The sequence below is a fragment of the Blattabacterium clevelandi genome (genome assembly GCF_003268615.1).
Taxonomy (GTDB): domain Bacteria; phylum Bacteroidota; class Bacteroidia; order Flavobacteriales; family Blattabacteriaceae; genus Blattabacterium; species Blattabacterium clevelandi.
Window position 1 is genome coordinate 310,122 of record NZ_CP029844.1, and the last position, 17,176, is coordinate 327,297.

Consider the following 17,176-nt stretch of genomic DNA (forward strand, 5'->3'; position numbering starts at 1 on the left):
GATGAAAAATTTTTTTAGCGTTGAAGATGTTGTCAACGTATATGATATCATTAAAGAAGCCATAAATTTGAAGAAAAATCCATATTGTTTTCAACATATTGGGAAGAATAAAACAATTGGATTGGTATTTTTTAATCCTAGTTTACGTACAAGAATTAGTTGTCAAAAAGCAGCTTTTAACTTAGGAAGTAATACTTGGGTATTAAATATTCATCGGGATTCCTGGAATATCGAAATGAAAGATGGAAATGTGATGACAGATACTCAAGAACATCTTAAGGATGCTATTTCTGTAATGAGTTTATATTGTGACATTCTTGCAGTAAGAACTTTTCCTAATCTTATAGACAGAGATTATGATTATAATGAAGTTCTTTTTAAGAAAATATTGAGCTATTCTAAAGTACCAGTAGTTAACATGGAAAGTGCTACTTTGCATCCTTTGCAGTCTTTAGCTGATGTAATGACCATTGCAGAATTTATACCTTTTTTTTCTAAAAAAAAAAAATGTAAAGTGGTGTTAAGTTGGGCTCCTCATGTAAAGCCATTGCCACATTCTGTGGCAAATTCTTTTTCCCAATGGATATCCAAAATAGAAGAAATAGATTTCACCATTACTTGTCCAGAACAGTATGATTTATATGAAGAATTTTCTAATGGAGTTGATACTACATATAACCAAAATGAAGCATTCTTAAATGCAGATTTTATTTATGCCAAAAATTGGAGTAGTTATATCAATTATGGAAAAATACTCTGTCATAATAATGATTGGATGATTACCGAAAGAAAAATGAAAATTACCAATAAGGCAAAATTTATGCACTGTTTACCTGTAAGGAGAAATATGGTAGTGGAAGATTCTGTTTTGGATAGTCCCAATTCCATTGTTTTGAAACAAGCAGAAAATAGAATTTATGCTTCGCAAATAATTTTCTTGAAAATTTTACAATCTTTATCATGAAAATACATATAGTAAAAATTGGAGGAAATTTAATTAGTGATCAAAAATGGCTTAATGATTCTTTAAAAGAATTTTTCAAACTACAAGGGAATAAGATATTAATTCATGGAGGAGGAAGAAAGGCCACCCTTATTTCTGATCAAATGGGGATTACTCCAAAATTTATACAAGGAAGAAGGATTACGGATAAAGAAACAATTGACCTAGTTGTCATGACCTATGCCGGTCTTATCAATAAAAATATTGTCGCAATATTACAATCTTATGACTGTAATGCTTTGGGATTATGTGGTGCAGATGGAAATATTATTCAGTCATGCTTCCGTTTAAAAAAAAAAAAAACAGATATTGATTATGGATATGTAGGGGATATCACAAATAAAAGTGTTAATACGTCTTTTATAAAATTTCTTTTGAAAAACAATATTGTGCCTGTATTATGTTCTATCACTCATAATGGAAAAGGGAATCTTCTAAATACGAATGCAGATACTATAGCTGCATGGATAGCCATATCATTGAAAAAGGATTTTAAAGATGAAATAGAGTTACATTTTTGTTTCGAAAAAAAGGGGGTATTACGAGATTTACATGATGAAGAATCCTATTTAAAAAGAATAGATTTTCCTTTATTTCAAATAATAAGAAAGAATCATACTATTAAAAATGGGATGATACCAAAATTAGAAAATGCCTTTTTTTCATTAAAAAATGGAGTATCTAAGGTCAGTATCTGTCACCCTAATTATTTAAATGATCTTAATAATAAGACCATTATATGTCTGTAGTAAAATTGAAAGTTTTAAAGGAAGAAGCTATAAAACTTCTTATACAAATAATCAATACTCCATCTCTATCTAAAAAAGAAAAAAAGGTCTCTTATCTGATAGAAAACTATATTTCTAAATATGGATTTAACATCAAAAGAAAATTTAACAATATATGGACAGAAAGTACAAATTATAATAAAAAAAAAGAAAATCTTCGTACTATCCTATTGAATTCTCATCATGATACAGTAAAACCAGGAAAAAATTGGGAAACAGATCCTTTTACTGCAATACAAAAAGAGGATAAGTTAATAGGATTAGGAAGTAACGATGCTGGAGCTTCCGTGGTTACCTTAATTTCTACCTTTATCTATTTAAGTCATTTCTGTGTATTACCTTACAAATTGGTACTTTCTATTACTGCAGAAGAAGAAATTTCTGGATCATTAGGCGTAAGATCAATTTTACCTGAATTAGGATCTATTGATTTAGGAATAATAGGAGAACCAACAAAAATGAAAGTGGCAATAGCTGAAAAAGGATTGATCATATTAGATGGAATTTCAGAAGGAGAAACAGCCCATTCTGCAAGTAATAAAGGGGTTAATGCCATATATATTGCTACAAAAGACATAGAATGTTTAAGAAATTTTCAATTTGATCGAAAATCTAAATTGCTCGGATTTCCAATATTAACGGTCACTCAAATAAAAGGGGGGATCCAGCATAATGTTATTCCTGATTTTTGCTCTTTTGTCATTGATATTAGAACCAATGAATTATATTCCAATGAGGAATTAATTGAAATAATAAAAAGAAAAATTCGTTCTAAAATAAAACCACGTTCTTTTCATTTCCATTCTTCTTTCATAAATCCAATACATCCCATTGTATTGAAAGCAAAAATAATAGGTATAAAAACTTATGGATCTCCTACCCTATCTGACCAAAGTGTAATGCCATTTCCAACCATTAAAATGGGTGTAGGAGACAGCATACGTTCTCATACTCCTAATGAGTATGTTCTTATTTCAGAAATTATAGATGGAATAGATATTTACATACGTTTGTTAAAAGACTTTCAATTTTAAAACAAAAAAGGTAAATTTGTCTTGTTCTTATTTTATTTAAAAGGAAAAAAGTATGATACAAGAAATTAACGATGATAACTTTGAAAAAGTTGTTCTTGAATCGGATAAAACTATTTTAGTAGATTTTTGGGCTCCATGGTGTGCTCCATGTAGAACTTTATCTGCTATATTAAAAGATCTATACATAGAGTATAAAGAAAAAGCTATTGTTTTCCAGTTAAATGTAGATCAAAACCCAAAAACTTCTTCTAAATATGGAATACGAAGTATTCCTACCATGTTTTTTTTTAAAAACGGAGAAAAAAAAGATATGCATATTGGAGTAGCCTCTAAAGAGGAGATAAGAAAAAAATTAGATTTTTTAATAAAAATTAAATAAATTTTGGTCTGGTAGTTCAGTTGGTTAGAATACATGCCTGTCACGCATGGGGTCGCGGGTTCAAATCCCGTCCAGACCGCATTTAAAAAAAATAAACTACTTGATCATTCTTATTTATGATATTGGATGAGATTTTCTATGGAAATAATTTTAATATGAAATTGTTGAGCCATTTGAATTAATTGTGGAAGACGCGCCATAGATCCGTTTTTATTAAGAATTTCCACTAAAACACCTCCAGGAATACATCCTGATAATCTAGTTAAATCAATAGCAGCTTCTGTATGTCCTGGTCTTTCTAGGACACCACCTTTTTTTGCTCGAAGAGGAAAAATATGACCTGGTTTATTAAAGGATTCTGGTTTTTCTTCATGTACTAGTGCTAGGATTGTCTTTGCTCTATCGAAAACAGATATTCCTGTTCTAACTCCATACCCTCGTACATCTACAGATATCGTAAAAGCCGTTTTTCTAGGATCTGTGTTATTTTTTACCATCATTGTAAGTTCTAATTGATCACATCTTTCCTCTGTTAAAGAAACACAAACCAATCCTCTTCCATGAGTGATCAGGAAATTTACAATTTTAGGAGTTATTTTTTCTGCTGCAACAATGAAATCTCCTTCATTTTCACGATTTTCATCATCAACAACAATAATCATTTTTCCATTTTGGATATCCTGTAATGATTCTTCAATACCATTTAGATTAAACAATTTTTTGTTTTTATCAGAAAAATAAAAAGCCATATAAATACTCTATTTTTATTTTCTTAGTATGATTTAAAAATCATCCATTACAGTTTTATAAGTAATCCATATACTTATAGGAAAAAAAATAAAATTGGGTATCCAAGCACTTATCCATGGATCAATATCAGCTTTTTCTCCTTGATTTTGTGTAATGGTAAGTAAAGTATGATAAATGATGAATATAGTTATTGCCATAATAGTTGGAAAACCAATTCCCCCCTTTCGTATAAGAGCTCCTATTGGAGCTCCCGTAAGAAACATTATAATGCATGTTACTGGAAATATAAATTTTTTTTGCAATTCTAATTGATACTTTGCTAAATTTATTTTTCTTTTTTTAAGAAATTTTTTTTGATGTTTAAGTTTTTCTATCAAAAAGGATAAACGATCTATCATTTTAGATAGGATAATAGATCTATTATTTGAAATTTTTTCCAATTTTTTTTTTATAAAAATAAAATCGTAATTTTTTTTCTGAAATTCAGAATCAAATTGATTCTTTTTTTTTTTTAAACAATTGATTTTTTCGATCAATTTGATTGTATCCAAAGTTTGATAAGAATCATAATCCTCTAAGTTTTTTATTTTCTCTTCTATCAAAGGTATTTTAAAATATTGAATTAAAGTATCAAATTGGACGATTTGATTTTGATAATATGGTCCTTTTTTTTCATAATGTTGGTCTCTATAAAAAAAACCATTCATGAGTTTTATCCGAAAGGACCCATCTTCTCTATTTGGTATCAAAATTCCTTCTTTAGCAAGAATAGTATTGATAAATAAATTTTTTTCATAAAAAAAAATGAATATTCCATTCAGATGATTTTTATCTTTTCCTGATTGTTTATCTATCTTTATGAAAAAATCTGGAAAAATGTTCACAAAAATTCCTTCCTTTAACTTTAAAGATGGATGGGAAACTGAAATTTGATAACCTAATTCTTTCGCTTTTTTTTTTGCTTTTGGAATGGCATAATCAGAGAAAAAATATAAACCTAAGGAAAGGATGAATGTTAAAAATAAAATAGGGTTCATCATCCTAAAAAGGGAAATTCCAGAAGATTTAATTGCTATAAGTTCTTGGCTTTCTGATATTTCTCCATAAGTCATGATAGAAGTTAACAATATAGAAATTGGAGTTACTAAAGGAACTATCGTAATACCAAAATAAAATATAAATTTTAGGATGATGAAAATATTAATATTTTTTCCTGTTAATTCATCAATTTTACTCCAAAAAAATTGAACGATAAATACAAAAATAACCGAAACAAAAATAACTAAAAAAGGAACTATAAATAAACGAATCATATATAGATCCAGTTTTTTTATTTTTAACATTATGTTATTTTTATTAATTTATTATTAAGATAATATTTTTATCAATTATTTATTCATCCGGATACGGTAAAAAAAAGTATTCGTTTTTTTTTAAGTTATTTTTTCCATAAAAAGAAATAATCTTTTGAAGATCTGATAGATCTATGAAAGGACATTGTAACCGTATTAATTCATTTTTATTGGAAAATAATAGGTCTCCTTTTCCAATGAGTTGTTCCGCTCCTGTGCAATCTAGTATTGTTCTAGAATCTATTTTAGAACTAACTCTAAAGGCAATTCTTGCAGTAAAATTAGATTTAATTAATCCAGTAATCACATCTACCGATGGACGTTGTGTAGAAATTATCAAATGAATCCCTACTGCACGGGATAACTGTGCTAAACGAGTAATATATATTTCTATTTTTTTTTGTTGAAAAGAAAAACTTAAATCTGCAAATTCATCAATAATTAGGATAATATAAGGAAAATGATATTTTTTTTCATATTTTATATTGTATTCTTTAATATTCCTTACCATAGATTTTTCCAAAAGATCATATCGTTTATCCATTTCTTTGCATAAAGAATTTAATATATTTTTTACTTCATATATATTTGTAATGATAGGTTCTTTTGAATTAGGCAACATAGCAAAATAAGATTTTGAAATTTTTTTGTAAATAGATAATTCTACTTTTTTGGGATCAATCAAAATAAATTTAATATCTTCTGGATTTTTTTTACCTAATAAGAATACAATCATAGAATTTAATCCTACGGATTTTCCTTGTCCAGTGGATCCGGCTATTAGCAAATGAGGCATTTTGGTTAGATCTACAATAAAAGTTTCATTAAATACTGTTTTTCCTAAGGCAATGGGAAGTTCCATATTGGTACTTTTCTTGAAACTTTCTTCTGAATAAAGGATGTTTTTCATATATACGGTAGTAGTTGGATGATTTGGAACTTCTATTCCAATAGACCCTTTTCCAGGTATTGGAGCTATAATTCTTATACTTAAAGAAGATAAATTTAAAGCTATCTCATTTTCTAAGTTTTTTATTTTTGAAATTCGTACACCTACCTTAGGAAATATTTCGTACAAAGTTATATTAGGTCCTATAGTGCACTTTATTTTATCTATTCCTATTTGATAATAGTTAAGTATTTGTAGTATTTTTTTTTTATTATCTTTTTCTAGATATTTTTCTTCTTTTTTCTCTTCATGAATAGAAAGAGAAGAAGATAAAATAGGGATATCTATTTTTCTTTTTTTTTCTTTAAGATTAAGAAAAAATGGATGATGATCAATAGCATATTCCTTTTTTTCATATTTTTCATAATTGAAAAATTTTTTTTTAAAATTATGGAATAGTTTGAGGAATATCCCCTTATTGTCTTTTCCATTTTTTTCCTTTTCTTTTTTTAATTTTTTAGTATTTTTTATATGACGCAATATGATTACGGAATAAAGTAAAAAGATCGTTAATACTATCATTCCTAATCCTACTTTTCCAAATAAACTGATCAAAAAATTTCCGACTTCAAACCCAAAAACACCACTTAATATTCCATAATTAGGAAAAATAAGATAAAATGTTATTGGGATCCATATACTAAAAAATAAAAATTGATATGTTATGAATTTATAAATATTCAGTATCAGGATTCCTCTAAAAAGTATTTTTAACCCTATTAAGAAAAAGAATATTGGAAAAAAAAAAGAACTAATTCCTATTCCACAATGTATAAAATAGTGAGATAGAGTTGCTCCGATTTTTCCAATTAAATTTTCTGCTACTATATCTTTATCAAAGAGTTGGTTTATTTGACTTTGATCATTTTTCCAATGAAAAATAAAAGAAAAAAAGCTTAAAAATAAGAATAGGCTATTCCCTAATAAAAAAAAACAAAAAATAGTTTCCATAATATTTTTTTCCTTTTTTTTCGTAAAATTTTTGTACATTCTTTTATTTTTAATTTTATTATCCACAATTAATTATGGATAAAGGAATTTAATTATTATATTATATAAAAAAATATTGAAAACAATGAAAAAAATAAAAACTATCTTTTTTCTTCTTTTTTTAGTTTTTTTCTATCCTTTTTATGGTGGTATACATAGCAAAACAAAAAAAGAAGAAATATTAAAAAAAAACATAGAAAAACATGAAGATCGTCATTTGAACATGTATATAGATTTTATTAGTAGTATTTCTTCTAAAGTTGAAAAAAGTAGTATTTCTTCTCAAGTTGAAAAAAATGTTTTTGATGGAGGAATTTTTTCTGAAGAATTTTTGAAATTAGACTTGATAGGAAAGGCCAATGAAAATATTGATTATCGTTTTGTACAAAAAATTCATATGTATCCTGAATCTTATAAGATTGATACAAAAATGGATATAGCTTATTTGAAATGCAAACTCAATGATCAACTATCTTTTTTGATAGGGAAACAACCAATTTCTTTTGGAAGTATGGAATATCATTCAAAATATCTTCCGGTATATAAGTATCCAGATATATACAAAAATGAGGATCATCCTATTGGTATAAATTTTATTTATACTCCAAAAAAAAATCAGGAATTTCGATTTCAAATTGTAAATCATTTGAATCATGACAATAATTTAGTTCAAAAAGAAAATAATTTGATGGGATATTCTTTGAATTGGAATTGGAATTTATTACATAATAAAATCCAAAATAGATGGTCATATTCTATTTTTCAAGAGATGGTAAAGGATCACTTTTGGAAAGTTTTAGCATTGGGAAGTAAATTAGATTTCAAACCTGTTTCTATGGAATCAGATTATATATTGAGTGATGAAGATATAGAAAAAAATGGACATTTTACACAATTTTTTCGTTCCATTACCAAGGAGGTAGCCTCTATGAGATATGGAACATATTTCCTTAAATTTAAATACAACTTTATTCCAAGATGGAACTTATTTGCGAAAGGAGTGTATGAACTAGGAAGATCTAAAAAAGAAATTAAAAAAATTATTGGAAAAAATCAATTATTCAAAAAGGGATATACTTATTATGGTGGTATAGAATATCAACCTATTAAAAATAATGAGGATCTCAGTTTATATTTTGTCTATCAAAGAAAAAATGTAAAATATATGGATTTAGTTAAACAAGAAAACAAAAATAATCATTTTATTTCTTTAGGATTGAGTTATCGTGTGAAGTTACTTTAAAAGATAACACAAAAAATATCGAGAATGCAATAATGCAGCTCGGTATTTTTTTTTATTTTTTTTCGGTATTATGAAAATAGGACTTTATTTTGGATCCTTTAACCCCATTCATTTAGGACATATTATTCTTGCTAACCATATCGTAGAATTTTTAGATATAGATCATATTTGGTTCGTAGTCTCTCCACAAAATCCACTAAAAAAAAAAAGAATCTTTTAGATTATGTTCATAGAGTTAAAATGCTTCGTATAGCCATTTTTGGTTATAAAAAAATGAGTTTTTTAGATATAGAATCTGGATGTTACCCTTCTTATACAATTAATACACTTGATGTTATAAAAAAAAAATATCCTAAAGATAAATTTACTCTCATTCTAGGAATAGATTCTTTATATTCTATAAAAAAATGGAAAAATTATAAAATAATTTTAAATAAATATGATATTTTTGTATACCCTCGTCTTGGTACTTTCTCTAACTATAATCATTTTTTTATCCCTATTCAACATAATAAAATATTTTTTTTGAAAGCGCCAATTATTGAAATATCTTCTTCTTACATTCGTAATTCTATTCAAAAAGGAAAGAATATGAACCATTTACTTCAAACAGAAGTTTGGAAGTATATAAAAAAACATAAGTTTTATAGAACAAAAAATTAAATTGTATTTTTTTTTATCCCATTCTAAAAATAAAATATTGATAGGCCTTTTTTAATAATATTCTAAATTCTAATTCCAAAAATATTTTTTCTATGGAATTCCAATTTGGTTTTTTTATATAAAATTTTTCATCATGAAAATAGAAAAGAGGAATATTAGTAACAATAGTTGCTAATCTTTTAGATAAAAAACCTAATTCTTTATTTTGTTCAATATTTTTTTTAATTTTTCCGCTAAGATCATGAGTGGAATTTAAAAATTTTTCAAGACTTCCATACTTTTTAATAAATTTTCTAGCATTTTTTTCTCCTATTCCTGGTAGTCCTGGAATATTATCAGAATGATCCCCCATCATACTCCATAAATCTATAACTTGTTTTGGTTTTTTTACCCCAAATTTTTCTTTTATTTCTTCAATACCTAATATTTTTTTTGGATTTCCTTTAAAAGGAGGTCTGTAAATTTTTATATTTTTTGTAACAAGTTGGCAAAAATCTTTATCTAAAGTAATTATATAAATTATATATCCTTTTTTTTCTGCTTTTTTTGCTATAGTTCCGATAAGATCATCTGCTTCGTAGCCATATTTAGCATAAAAAAAGGAAATACGAAAAGATTTTAAAATATTTATCACATAAGGAATAGCAATAGAAATATCTTTTGGTGTTTTTTTTCTATGAGCTTTATATTTATGATATTCTTTTTTACGAATAGTTTTTTTACTACTATCAAAAATAGCAGCCATATAGGAAGGTTTTTCTTCATTAAGGGTATTAATCAACAAATAAGTAAAATTCAATATAGGAGAAGTATTTAGGCCTTTAGAAGTACAAAGAGGATTCTTTATATAAGCATAATATCCTTGATAAAGGATTGTATATGTATCTATTAAAAATAATTTTTTATTATTCATATTTCATAATAATTTTTATAAAAAATTTCTTTTTCATAATAATGCTACTAATTTTGCAAGATTAGGTAGTTATAATTTATGAAAAAATCAAATAAATATATAGTAACAGCGGCCTTTCCATATGCAAATGGACCAATACATATAGGACATTTGGCGGGGGTTTATTTACCTGCAGATATTTTTGTTCGTTTTCTTAGACGAAAAAATAAAGAGGTTGTTTTTATATGTGGATCGGATGAACATGGTGTCCCTATTACTATACAAGCTAAAAAGGAAAATACTACTCCTAAAGAAATAGTAAACAAATATCATTTCATGATTAAAGATAGCTTGACTAATTTTGGAATACATTTTGACAACTATTCCAGAACTTCTACAATGATTCATCACGAAATTTCGACTTATTTTTTTAAAAAACTTTATAAAGAAAAAAAAATTTTTGAAAAAATATCTGAACAATATTATGATAACGAAGCTAAACAATTTTTAGCAGATAGATATATATCCGGAAAATGTCCTCATTGTAAAAAAAAGGATGCTTATGGAGATCAATGTGAAAATTGTGGGTCTTCGTTAAGTTCTGATGAATTAATAGATCCTCGATCTACTATAAGTGGTAGTTTACCAGTTTTAAAAAAAACCAAACATTGGTATTTACCTTTAAACGAATATCAAGAATTTTTAGAAAAATGGATTTTAACGGATCATAAAAAAGATTGGAAAGTCAATGTCTATGGACAATCAAAATCATGGTTAGATAAAGGATTAAAACCTCGTGCTATAACAAGAGATCTGAATTGGGGAATTCCTATTCCTTTTCCGGAAGAAATAGGAAAAGTTCTCTATGTATGGTTTGAGGCAACCATAGGATATATTTCCTCTACCATAGAATGGGCAAATCGTAAAAAAATAGACTGGAAGCCTTATTGGAAAAATAAGAATACTCGATTAATTCAATTTATAGGAAAAGATAATATTGTATTTCATTGCATTATTTTTCCAGTTATACTTAAAGCGTGTAATCTTGGATATATATTACCGGATAAGATTATTGCTAATGAATTTCTTCATTTAGAAAATAAGAAAATTTCTACTTCTAGAAATTGGGGCGTATGGCTACATGAATATTTGGAGGATTTCCCAAATCAACAGGATTCACTTCGTTACATTCTCATAGCAAATATGCCAGAAAAAAAAGATAATAATTTTAATTGGACAGATTTTAAAATAAAAAATAATACGGAATTAGTAGCTATATTAGGAAATTTCGTGAATAGAAGTATAACTTTAATTCAAAAATATCACAATGGAATTATTCCTCATCCTGGAATTCTATCGATTCGGGATAAATATATTTTAAAAAAAGTAAGAAAATATCCAGAAAATATAGGTAATTTGATCGAATCTTTTCAATTTCGTGATGCTTTAGTATGCTTTATGGATTTGGCTAGACTTGGGAACAAGTATTTAACAAAAGAAGAACCTTGGAAAGGGTTATATAATCAAAGATTGAAACCCATTCTTTATGTTTCTTTCCAAATCGTTGGAATGTTAGCGCAATTATCAGATATTTTTCTTCCATATACAGCAAAAAAATTATTAAAAATGCTACGTTTGAAAGCTTTTTTTTGGAAAAAAATAGAAAACAAAGAAGAAATTTTATGTCCAGGACATGTATTGGGAAAATCTATATTGTTATTTCAAAAAATAACAAATGAAAAGGTTGAAAAGCAACTAAAAAAATTAAAAAAAAGAAATAGATGAGTAATGAATGTGTCTTTTCATTAGAAAATGATTCCAAAAAAGGAATCATTTTTTCTTATTTGATAGCGAAAATATAATCCATCAATATCTATTTTTGACGAATAGAGTGTAAGTAGTATTATTAAAGTTTATTTGTATGGATCATTTTTAATATTTTTTTTTGTATAGAATGGAGTAAAAACATTAAGGATGAATGTTATTTCAGCTATTTTTTCCATCTAAGTTAAGTTAGACTTAAAAGGTAATTTTTAGTTCAAATTTCCAGTAAAAAAAATGATAAACTAGATTGAAAATATTCTATAAAAAAGTGTAATTACATCATCATTAGCGGAGAGAGAGGGATTCGAACCCCCGGAGGAATAAAACCTCAACGGTTTTCAAGACCGCCGCAATTAACCACTCTGCCATCTCTCCATTTTTTTTATATTTTTATATCCACGATCTTTCTAATAAGATCTTGCATAGTTTCTCTTCTTCTTATCAGAAAATATTTTCCTTGAATCATCATAACCTCAGAAAAATTGGTTTTTTCTTTACAAGCATCATTAATTCTTAAATTTTTAACACTACTAAAGGCTTTTTTCATCTTTATATATTGTATCTCTATTTTTCCAGAATCATATAAGTGGAGTACCGTATTTTATTCCTATTTGTATTAACTGTTCTCTATGAACTGTATGATTCATATTTTTCAACAACATATATAAAAAAAATAGAATGTATTTTGGACTATAAAATCTATTATAATAGGGATAAATGAACTACATCATTCATGTCTATAACATAATCAAAGGTTAATCCTTTTAAGTGGTCTTGTTTAATTTCTTCTACATCTTTTTTATTATCCTGTGAAAGAATAATTTCTTTGATATTAGCCCTTTTAGCAGCTAATATTTTTTCTTTAATTCCTCCTACAGGTAATACTTTTCCTCTTAAAGTTATTTCTCCAGTCATAGCTAAATGAGGTTTTAATTTCCTATTTTTATAAATGGATACAAGAGAAGTTAACATAGCAATTCCGGCAGATGGACCATCTTTAGGTACAGCACCTTCCGGTACATGAACATGTACATTTTTTTCTTCAAACATTTTAGGATCAATATGAAATTCTTCATAATGAGCTTTAATATATTGCAAAGCAATTGTTGCAGATTCTTTCATTACATCTCCTAAATTACCGGTTATACTTAAATTTCCTTTTCCTTTGGAAAGACTGGATTCAATATATAAAATATCTCCACCAAAATTAGTCCAAGCTAAACCTGTAACGACTCCTGTAACATTATTTCCTTCATAACGATCTGGATCATTTGGAATTCCAAGAATTTCCTCTATTTTTTCAATATTTAAACGTTTTACATATTTTTTATTCATAGCAATATGCTTTGCTGCATAACGGGCTAATTTAGCAATATGTTTTTCTAGAGTTCTTAACCCCGATTCTCGGGTATAACTTTCAATTACCTTTTCAATTTGTTTATTACCAAGTATTAAATCAGATTTTTTCAATCCATTTTCTTTCAATTGCTTAGGTAAAATATGCTTTTTTACAATTGGAGTTTTTTCTTCCACCGTATATCCATTCATTTCGATGACCTCCATTCTATCTATCAGAGCAGATTGTATATTGGAAAGAGAATTTGCTGTAGAAATAAACAATACTTTTGATAGATCATAACCCATTTCCAAAAAATTATCGTAAAAAGAAGTATTTTGTTCCGGATCTAAAACTTCTAACATGGCAGAAGAGGGATCTCCATTTGTTCCTAATCCCATTTTATCGATCTCGTCAATTACAAAAACTGGATTGGAAGTTCCGACTTTTCGTATAGATTGTAAAAGACGTCCTGGCATAGCTCCAATATAAGTTCTTCTATGACCACGTATTTCCGATTCATCGTGTAATCCTCCTAAAGAAACACGGACATACTTTCTTTTAAGAGCGGTAGCTATCGATCTACCCAAAGATGTTTTTCCGACTCCAGGTGGACCATAAAAGCATAGAATAGGAGAACGCATATCTCCTCTTAATTTTAATACAGCTAAATATTCTATAATACGTTCTTTAACTTTTTCCAATCCGTAATGATCTCTATCCAATATTTTTTGTGCAAATTCTAAATTGAAATTATCTTTTGAATATCGACCCCATGGAAGATCAATCATTAATTCTAGATAATTTCTTTGAACCGTATATTCTGGCATTTGGGGGTTAGTCCTTTGCATTTTAAGTAGTTCTCTATCAAACTGCTTCTTAGCCTCTTTAGGCCATTTTTTTCTGGAAGCTTTAGCACGCATTTCATCAATCTCTTTTTCATAAGATATATCACCTAATTCTTCTTGTATAGCTTTAATTTGTTGATGTAAAAAATATTCTCTCTGTTGCTGATCCATATCACTACGAACACGGGACTGAATATCATTTTTTAACTTTATTTGTTGATGTTCTACGTTAAGGAAACGTAATGTTTCCATAGCTCTTTTTTTTAAATCATTGTATTCTAACAATTTTTGTTTATCTCTAGTAGCTAAATTCATATTAGAAGCTACAAAATTGATTAAAAAAGAAGGACTTTCTATATTACGAATAGCAATACTGGCTTCTGATGGAATATTTGGATTATCCTGAATAATTTTTATGGCAATTTCCTTGATTGATTCTACCAAAGCAAGGTATTCCTTATCTTTGCAAGACGGTTTATTTTCTTTTAACGCTATAATTTCTGCTTTAAAATATGGATCGTTTTGAATAAAACGGTTAACTTTAAATCTCCTTTTTCCTTGTAAAATTACAGTAGTATTTCCATCAGGCATTTTTAACAATTTTAATATTTTAGCTACTGTTCCTATAGTATATAAATCTTTTTCACTAAGATTTTCTATTACAGAATTTTTTTGTGTTAATACCCCAACCGTTTTATCAAATCCATAAGCATCTTGTAATAACTGAATAGATCCACTTTTTCCTGCTATAATAGGAAAAACGATCCCAGAATACAAAACCATATTTCTCACTGTTAATATACATAATTGTTCAGGAATATCATCTTTAAGAAGCTGATCTTCTTCATCTTGACTCATTAAAGGGATAAATTCTGCTTCAGACTCGAATCCAGATTCGGTAAATATATTTTTTAGTAACATAAAAAAATAGATTTCTTACTTAAATGATGCAAATGATGATTCATAAAATCATCATCACCTATTTAAATATACTGTTTTCTATATGAAAAAAAAAACCTTCAATATAGACTACATACCCCTTTTTTTTTGATACTATTCTGAATAATTCTGTTAATATTTGATTTCCTTTTCTTTCTTTTCCTTTTTAAGGAGCTCAATAAAAATATCTTCAGTCAAAATTTTCACATTATCTTTTTTCATTCCTTTTTTTAATTTTGAACCAAATTGTTTTCCAACAACGATAAAATTAATTTGATTATTAACAGTACTAAATACTTTTCCACCTAAAATTTCTACCATATTTTTAGCGATATTCCGTGACATACAAGATAGTTTTCCTGTAAAAACAAAAGATTTTCCTTCAATCATAGATTTTCCTTCAATCATAGAATATTTTTTTGAAAAATTTAATCCATATTTTATAAGTTTTTCTACCATTTTTTTGTTTTCCATGATTGAAAAATAAGTACTTATACTTTTTGCTATTTTTTTACCTATACCTGAAATTGACGTTAAAATATTATAATCTGCATTGATCAAATGATTGATATCGGTAAAGGTTTCTGTTAACTTTTTAGAAATATATTCTCCTACATGAGGAATTCCTAATCCATATAAAACTCTATCATAAGAATTGTATTTAGATTGTTCTATATTTTTTATGATATTATCTGTTAATTTTTCTTTAACTCCCTTAAGTTGAAGAAATTCTTCCCTTTTTAATCTATATAAATCGGAAATTATGTATAAAAATCCCTTTTTATATAGTTTTTTAATCATTTTATTTCCAATTCCTTGTATATTCATGGCTCGTATACTTACAAAATGTTGTATTTTTCCAATCCTTTGAGAAGGACATTTATGATTGGAACAGTATAACAATTTATTTTTTTTTATTAAAGAACTATCACATGATGGACATTTTTTTAAGAAATAGATAGGATAGGCATTGATCAATCGTTTTTTTACATTTATTTTGGTAACTTTAGGAATGACATCCCCTCCTTTTTCCAAAAAAATAGAATCTCCATAATGGAGGTCCATTTTTTGTATAAAACGATCATTATAAAGAGAAACTTTTTTCACCATGGTTCCAGAAATATTTGTAGGGCGTACATAAGCTACAGGTGTAATGATACCAGTACGTCCTACTTGAAATTTTATGTTTAACAACTTTGTTTCTGATAATCTTTGTCTAAATTTATAAGAAATTGCCCATCTTGGATATTTATTCGTAAATCCTAAAAGATTTTGTTTTTGGTACTCATTAACCTTAATGACTATCCCGTCAATATGGTAGGGTAGATGATTATTCCATATATTCCAATAGTCCATGAAATGAAATATATCCTGTTTTGTTTTACAAAGCATAGCATTTTCTGGTACTTTAAATCCCCAATTTCGTAGGTATTTGAAAGATTGATATTGTGTCTCAAAAGGAAGATTTTTTCCTATAACCGTGTATACAATACAAGATAGATTTCTTTTATAGACTTCTTTGGTATCTTTCATTTTTAGGGTACTACTAGCTGTATTTCTTGGATTAGAATAAGGAATTATTCCTTTTTTTTTTCGTTCTATATTTATTTCTATAAATTTTTTTTTAGGAATAAAAATTTCTCCACGTATTTCAATATATTTAGGATAGTTTTCTCCAATTAATTTTATGGGAATCGATTTTATGGTTCGTACATTTTTTGTAACATTTTCTCCTTTTTTACCATCTCCACGAGTTACGGCATTGGTTAATAATCCATTTTGATAGATTAAATTAATGGATACTCCATCATATTTTAGTTCACACACGAAAGTAGAAAAAGAAATTGATTTATCAATTCTATTTTTCCAAATCATTAATTCACTTTTGGAATAGGTATTTTGAAGGGAGTACATTTTATATTTATGATGAATGATTGTAGATCTATATTTTTTGGGATGAATACTTCCACCTATTATGATTGTAGGTGATTTAGGATCATAGAATTCTGGATTTTCTTTTTCTAATAAATATAATTCTCTCAATTTTTTATCAAATTCGTAATCCGATACATTATAAGTATCCAATATATAATATTGATAATTATATTCTGATAATTCTTTTCTTAGTTTGTCTATCTTTTCTTTGATATATTTTTTTCTATTATTATTCATTTCATTCATTTTTT

The 17,176-nt window shown here is 26.9% G+C and carries 13 protein-coding genes, 2 tRNA genes and 1 pseudogene; 8 read left to right on the forward strand and 8 right to left on the reverse strand.

Annotated features, from left to right (window positions below; genetic code table 11):
• Nucleotide 1: 1 nt before the first annotated feature.
• The 5 genes from DM817_RS01540 (at nucleotide 2) to DM817_RS01560 (ending at nucleotide 3,283) form a co-directional block, all read left to right on the forward strand.
• A complete protein-coding gene (locus DM817_RS01540) occupies nucleotides 2-964 on the forward strand; it encodes a Rossmann-fold NAD(P)-binding domain-containing protein (protein WP_113738554.1) in 963 nt (320 codons plus the stop codon).
• A complete protein-coding gene (gene argB, locus DM817_RS01545; protein WP_113738292.1) occupies nucleotides 961-1,752 on the forward strand; it encodes an acetylglutamate kinase in 792 nt (263 codons plus the stop codon). The genes DM817_RS01540 and argB overlap by 4 nt, the downstream gene beginning before the upstream one ends.
• The gene (locus DM817_RS01550; RefSeq protein ID WP_113738293.1) at nucleotides 1,743-2,825 is read left to right on the forward strand and encodes a M20 family metallo-hydrolase; all 1,083 of its coding nucleotides are present in this window, start codon (nucleotides 1,743-1,745) and stop codon (nucleotides 2,823-2,825) included. Before argB ends, DM817_RS01550 begins: the two co-directional genes overlap by 10 nt.
• Nucleotides 2,826-2,877: 52 nt before the next feature.
• Nucleotides 2,878-3,204, forward strand: a complete 327-nt coding sequence (gene trxA, locus DM817_RS01555) for a thioredoxin (RefSeq protein WP_113738294.1) — start codon at nucleotides 2,878-2,880, stop codon at nucleotides 3,202-3,204.
• A 5-nt stretch (nucleotides 3,205-3,209) separates the two neighbouring features.
• Nucleotides 3,210-3,283, forward strand: a tRNA-Asp gene (locus DM817_RS01560).
• Nucleotides 3,284-3,314: 31 nt separating this feature from the next.
• Here DM817_RS01560 and ribB read toward each other — a convergent pair.
• From ribB to DM817_RS01575, 3 genes are read right to left on the reverse strand one after another with little or no spacing between them, the layout of a single operon-like run.
• Nucleotides 3,315-3,953 (reverse strand): 3,4-dihydroxy-2-butanone-4-phosphate synthase, encoded by a 639-nt coding sequence (gene ribB, locus DM817_RS01565; protein ID WP_113738295.1) that lies wholly within the window; start codon nucleotides 3,951-3,953, stop codon nucleotides 3,315-3,317.
• Nucleotides 3,954-3,986: 33 nt separating this feature from the next.
• Nucleotides 3,987-5,297 carry an LptF/LptG family permease gene (locus DM817_RS01570; protein WP_113738296.1) on the reverse strand — a complete coding sequence of 437 codons (1,311 nt, stop codon included), beginning with the start codon at nucleotides 5,295-5,297 and terminating at the stop codon, nucleotides 3,987-3,989.
• Nucleotides 5,298-5,346: 49 nt separating this feature from the next.
• Entirely contained in the window at nucleotides 5,347-7,245 is a 1,899-nt protein-coding gene (locus DM817_RS01575) for a DNA translocase FtsK 4TM domain-containing protein (RefSeq protein ID WP_113738297.1), read from the reverse strand.
• An 85-nt stretch (nucleotides 7,246-7,330) separates the two neighbouring features.
• On the opposite strand from DM817_RS01575, the gene DM817_RS01580 reads away from it, so the two are divergent.
• Both DM817_RS01580 and nadD read left to right on the forward strand, forming a co-directional pair.
• A complete protein-coding gene (locus DM817_RS01580; RefSeq protein ID WP_113738298.1) occupies nucleotides 7,331-8,488 on the forward strand; it encodes a porin in 1,158 nt (385 codons plus the stop codon).
• Between the two features lie 70 nt (nucleotides 8,489-8,558).
• Nucleotides 8,559-9,151: pseudogene (gene nadD, locus DM817_RS01585) on the forward strand (nicotinate (nicotinamide) nucleotide adenylyltransferase).
• Between the two features lie 13 nt (nucleotides 9,152-9,164).
• Here nadD and DM817_RS01590 read toward each other — a convergent pair.
• The gene (locus tag DM817_RS01590; RefSeq protein ID WP_113738299.1) at nucleotides 9,165-10,064 is read right to left on the reverse strand and encodes a 5'-3' exonuclease; all 900 of its coding nucleotides are present in this window, start codon (nucleotides 10,062-10,064) and stop codon (nucleotides 9,165-9,167) included.
• 78 nt (nucleotides 10,065-10,142) lie between these two features.
• Between DM817_RS01590 and metG the strand changes: the two genes are divergently transcribed.
• Complete coding sequence (gene metG / locus DM817_RS01595; RefSeq protein ID WP_113738300.1) at nucleotides 10,143-11,828, forward strand: methionine--tRNA ligase; 1,686 nt, start codon at nucleotides 10,143-10,145, stop codon at nucleotides 11,826-11,828.
• A 328-nt stretch (nucleotides 11,829-12,156) separates the two neighbouring features.
• On the opposite strand, the gene DM817_RS01600 is transcribed toward metG, so the two are convergent.
• The 4 genes from DM817_RS01600 to ligA form a co-directional block, all read right to left on the reverse strand.
• A tRNA-Ser gene (locus DM817_RS01600) sits at nucleotides 12,157-12,242 on the reverse strand.
• 7 nt (nucleotides 12,243-12,249) lie between these two features.
• A complete protein-coding gene (locus tag DM817_RS03025) occupies nucleotides 12,250-12,414 on the reverse strand; it encodes a hypothetical protein (RefSeq protein WP_161520723.1) in 165 nt (54 codons plus the stop codon).
• Nucleotides 12,415-12,569: 155 nt separating this feature from the next.
• A complete protein-coding gene (gene lon, locus DM817_RS01605) occupies nucleotides 12,570-14,972 on the reverse strand; it encodes an endopeptidase La (protein WP_113738301.1) in 2,403 nt (800 codons plus the stop codon).
• Nucleotides 14,973-15,122: 150 nt separating this feature from the next.
• Nucleotides 15,123-17,162, reverse strand: a complete 2,040-nt coding sequence (gene ligA, locus DM817_RS01610) for an NAD-dependent DNA ligase LigA (protein WP_113738302.1) — start codon at nucleotides 17,160-17,162, stop codon at nucleotides 15,123-15,125.
• Nucleotides 17,163-17,176: the final 14 nt, after the last annotated feature.

Bases quoted from the DNA above. Each gene is read 5' to 3' on its own strand.
- DM817_RS01540 (WP_113738554.1), top strand. From the start codon at position 2: ATGAAAAATTTTTTTAGCGTTGAAGATGTTGTCAACGTATATGATATC.
- argB (WP_113738292.1), top strand. From the start codon at position 961: ATGAAAATACATATAGTAAAAATTGGAGGAAATTTAATTAGTGATCAA.
- DM817_RS01550 (WP_113738293.1), top strand. From the start codon at position 1,743: ATGTCTGTAGTAAAATTGAAAGTTTTAAAGGAAGAAGCTATAAAACTT.
- trxA (WP_113738294.1), top strand. From the start codon at position 2,878: ATGATACAAGAAATTAACGATGATAACTTTGAAAAAGTTGTTCTTGAA.
- ribB (WP_113738295.1), bottom strand. From the start codon at position 3,953: ATGGCTTTTTATTTTTCTGATAAAAACAAAAAATTGTTTAATCTAAAT.
- DM817_RS01570 (WP_113738296.1), bottom strand. From the start codon at position 5,297: ATGTTAAAAATAAAAAAACTGGATCTATATATGATTCGTTTATTTATA.
- DM817_RS01575 (WP_113738297.1), bottom strand. From the start codon at position 7,245: ATGTACAAAAATTTTACGAAAAAAAAGGAAAAAAATATTATGGAAACT.
- DM817_RS01580 (WP_113738298.1), top strand. From the start codon at position 7,331: ATGAAAAAAATAAAAACTATCTTTTTTCTTCTTTTTTTAGTTTTTTTC.
- DM817_RS01590 (WP_113738299.1), bottom strand. From the start codon at position 10,064: ATGAATAATAAAAAATTATTTTTAATAGATACATATACAATCCTTTAT.
- metG (WP_113738300.1), top strand. From the start codon at position 10,143: ATGAAAAAATCAAATAAATATATAGTAACAGCGGCCTTTCCATATGCA.
- DM817_RS03025 (WP_161520723.1), bottom strand. From the start codon at position 12,414: ATGAAAAAAGCCTTTAGTAGTGTTAAAAATTTAAGAATTAATGATGCT.
- lon (WP_113738301.1), bottom strand. From the start codon at position 14,972: ATGTTACTAAAAAATATATTTACCGAATCTGGATTCGAGTCTGAAGCA.
- ligA (WP_113738302.1), bottom strand. From the start codon at position 17,162: ATGAATAATAATAGAAAAAAATATATCAAAGAAAAGATAGACAAACTA.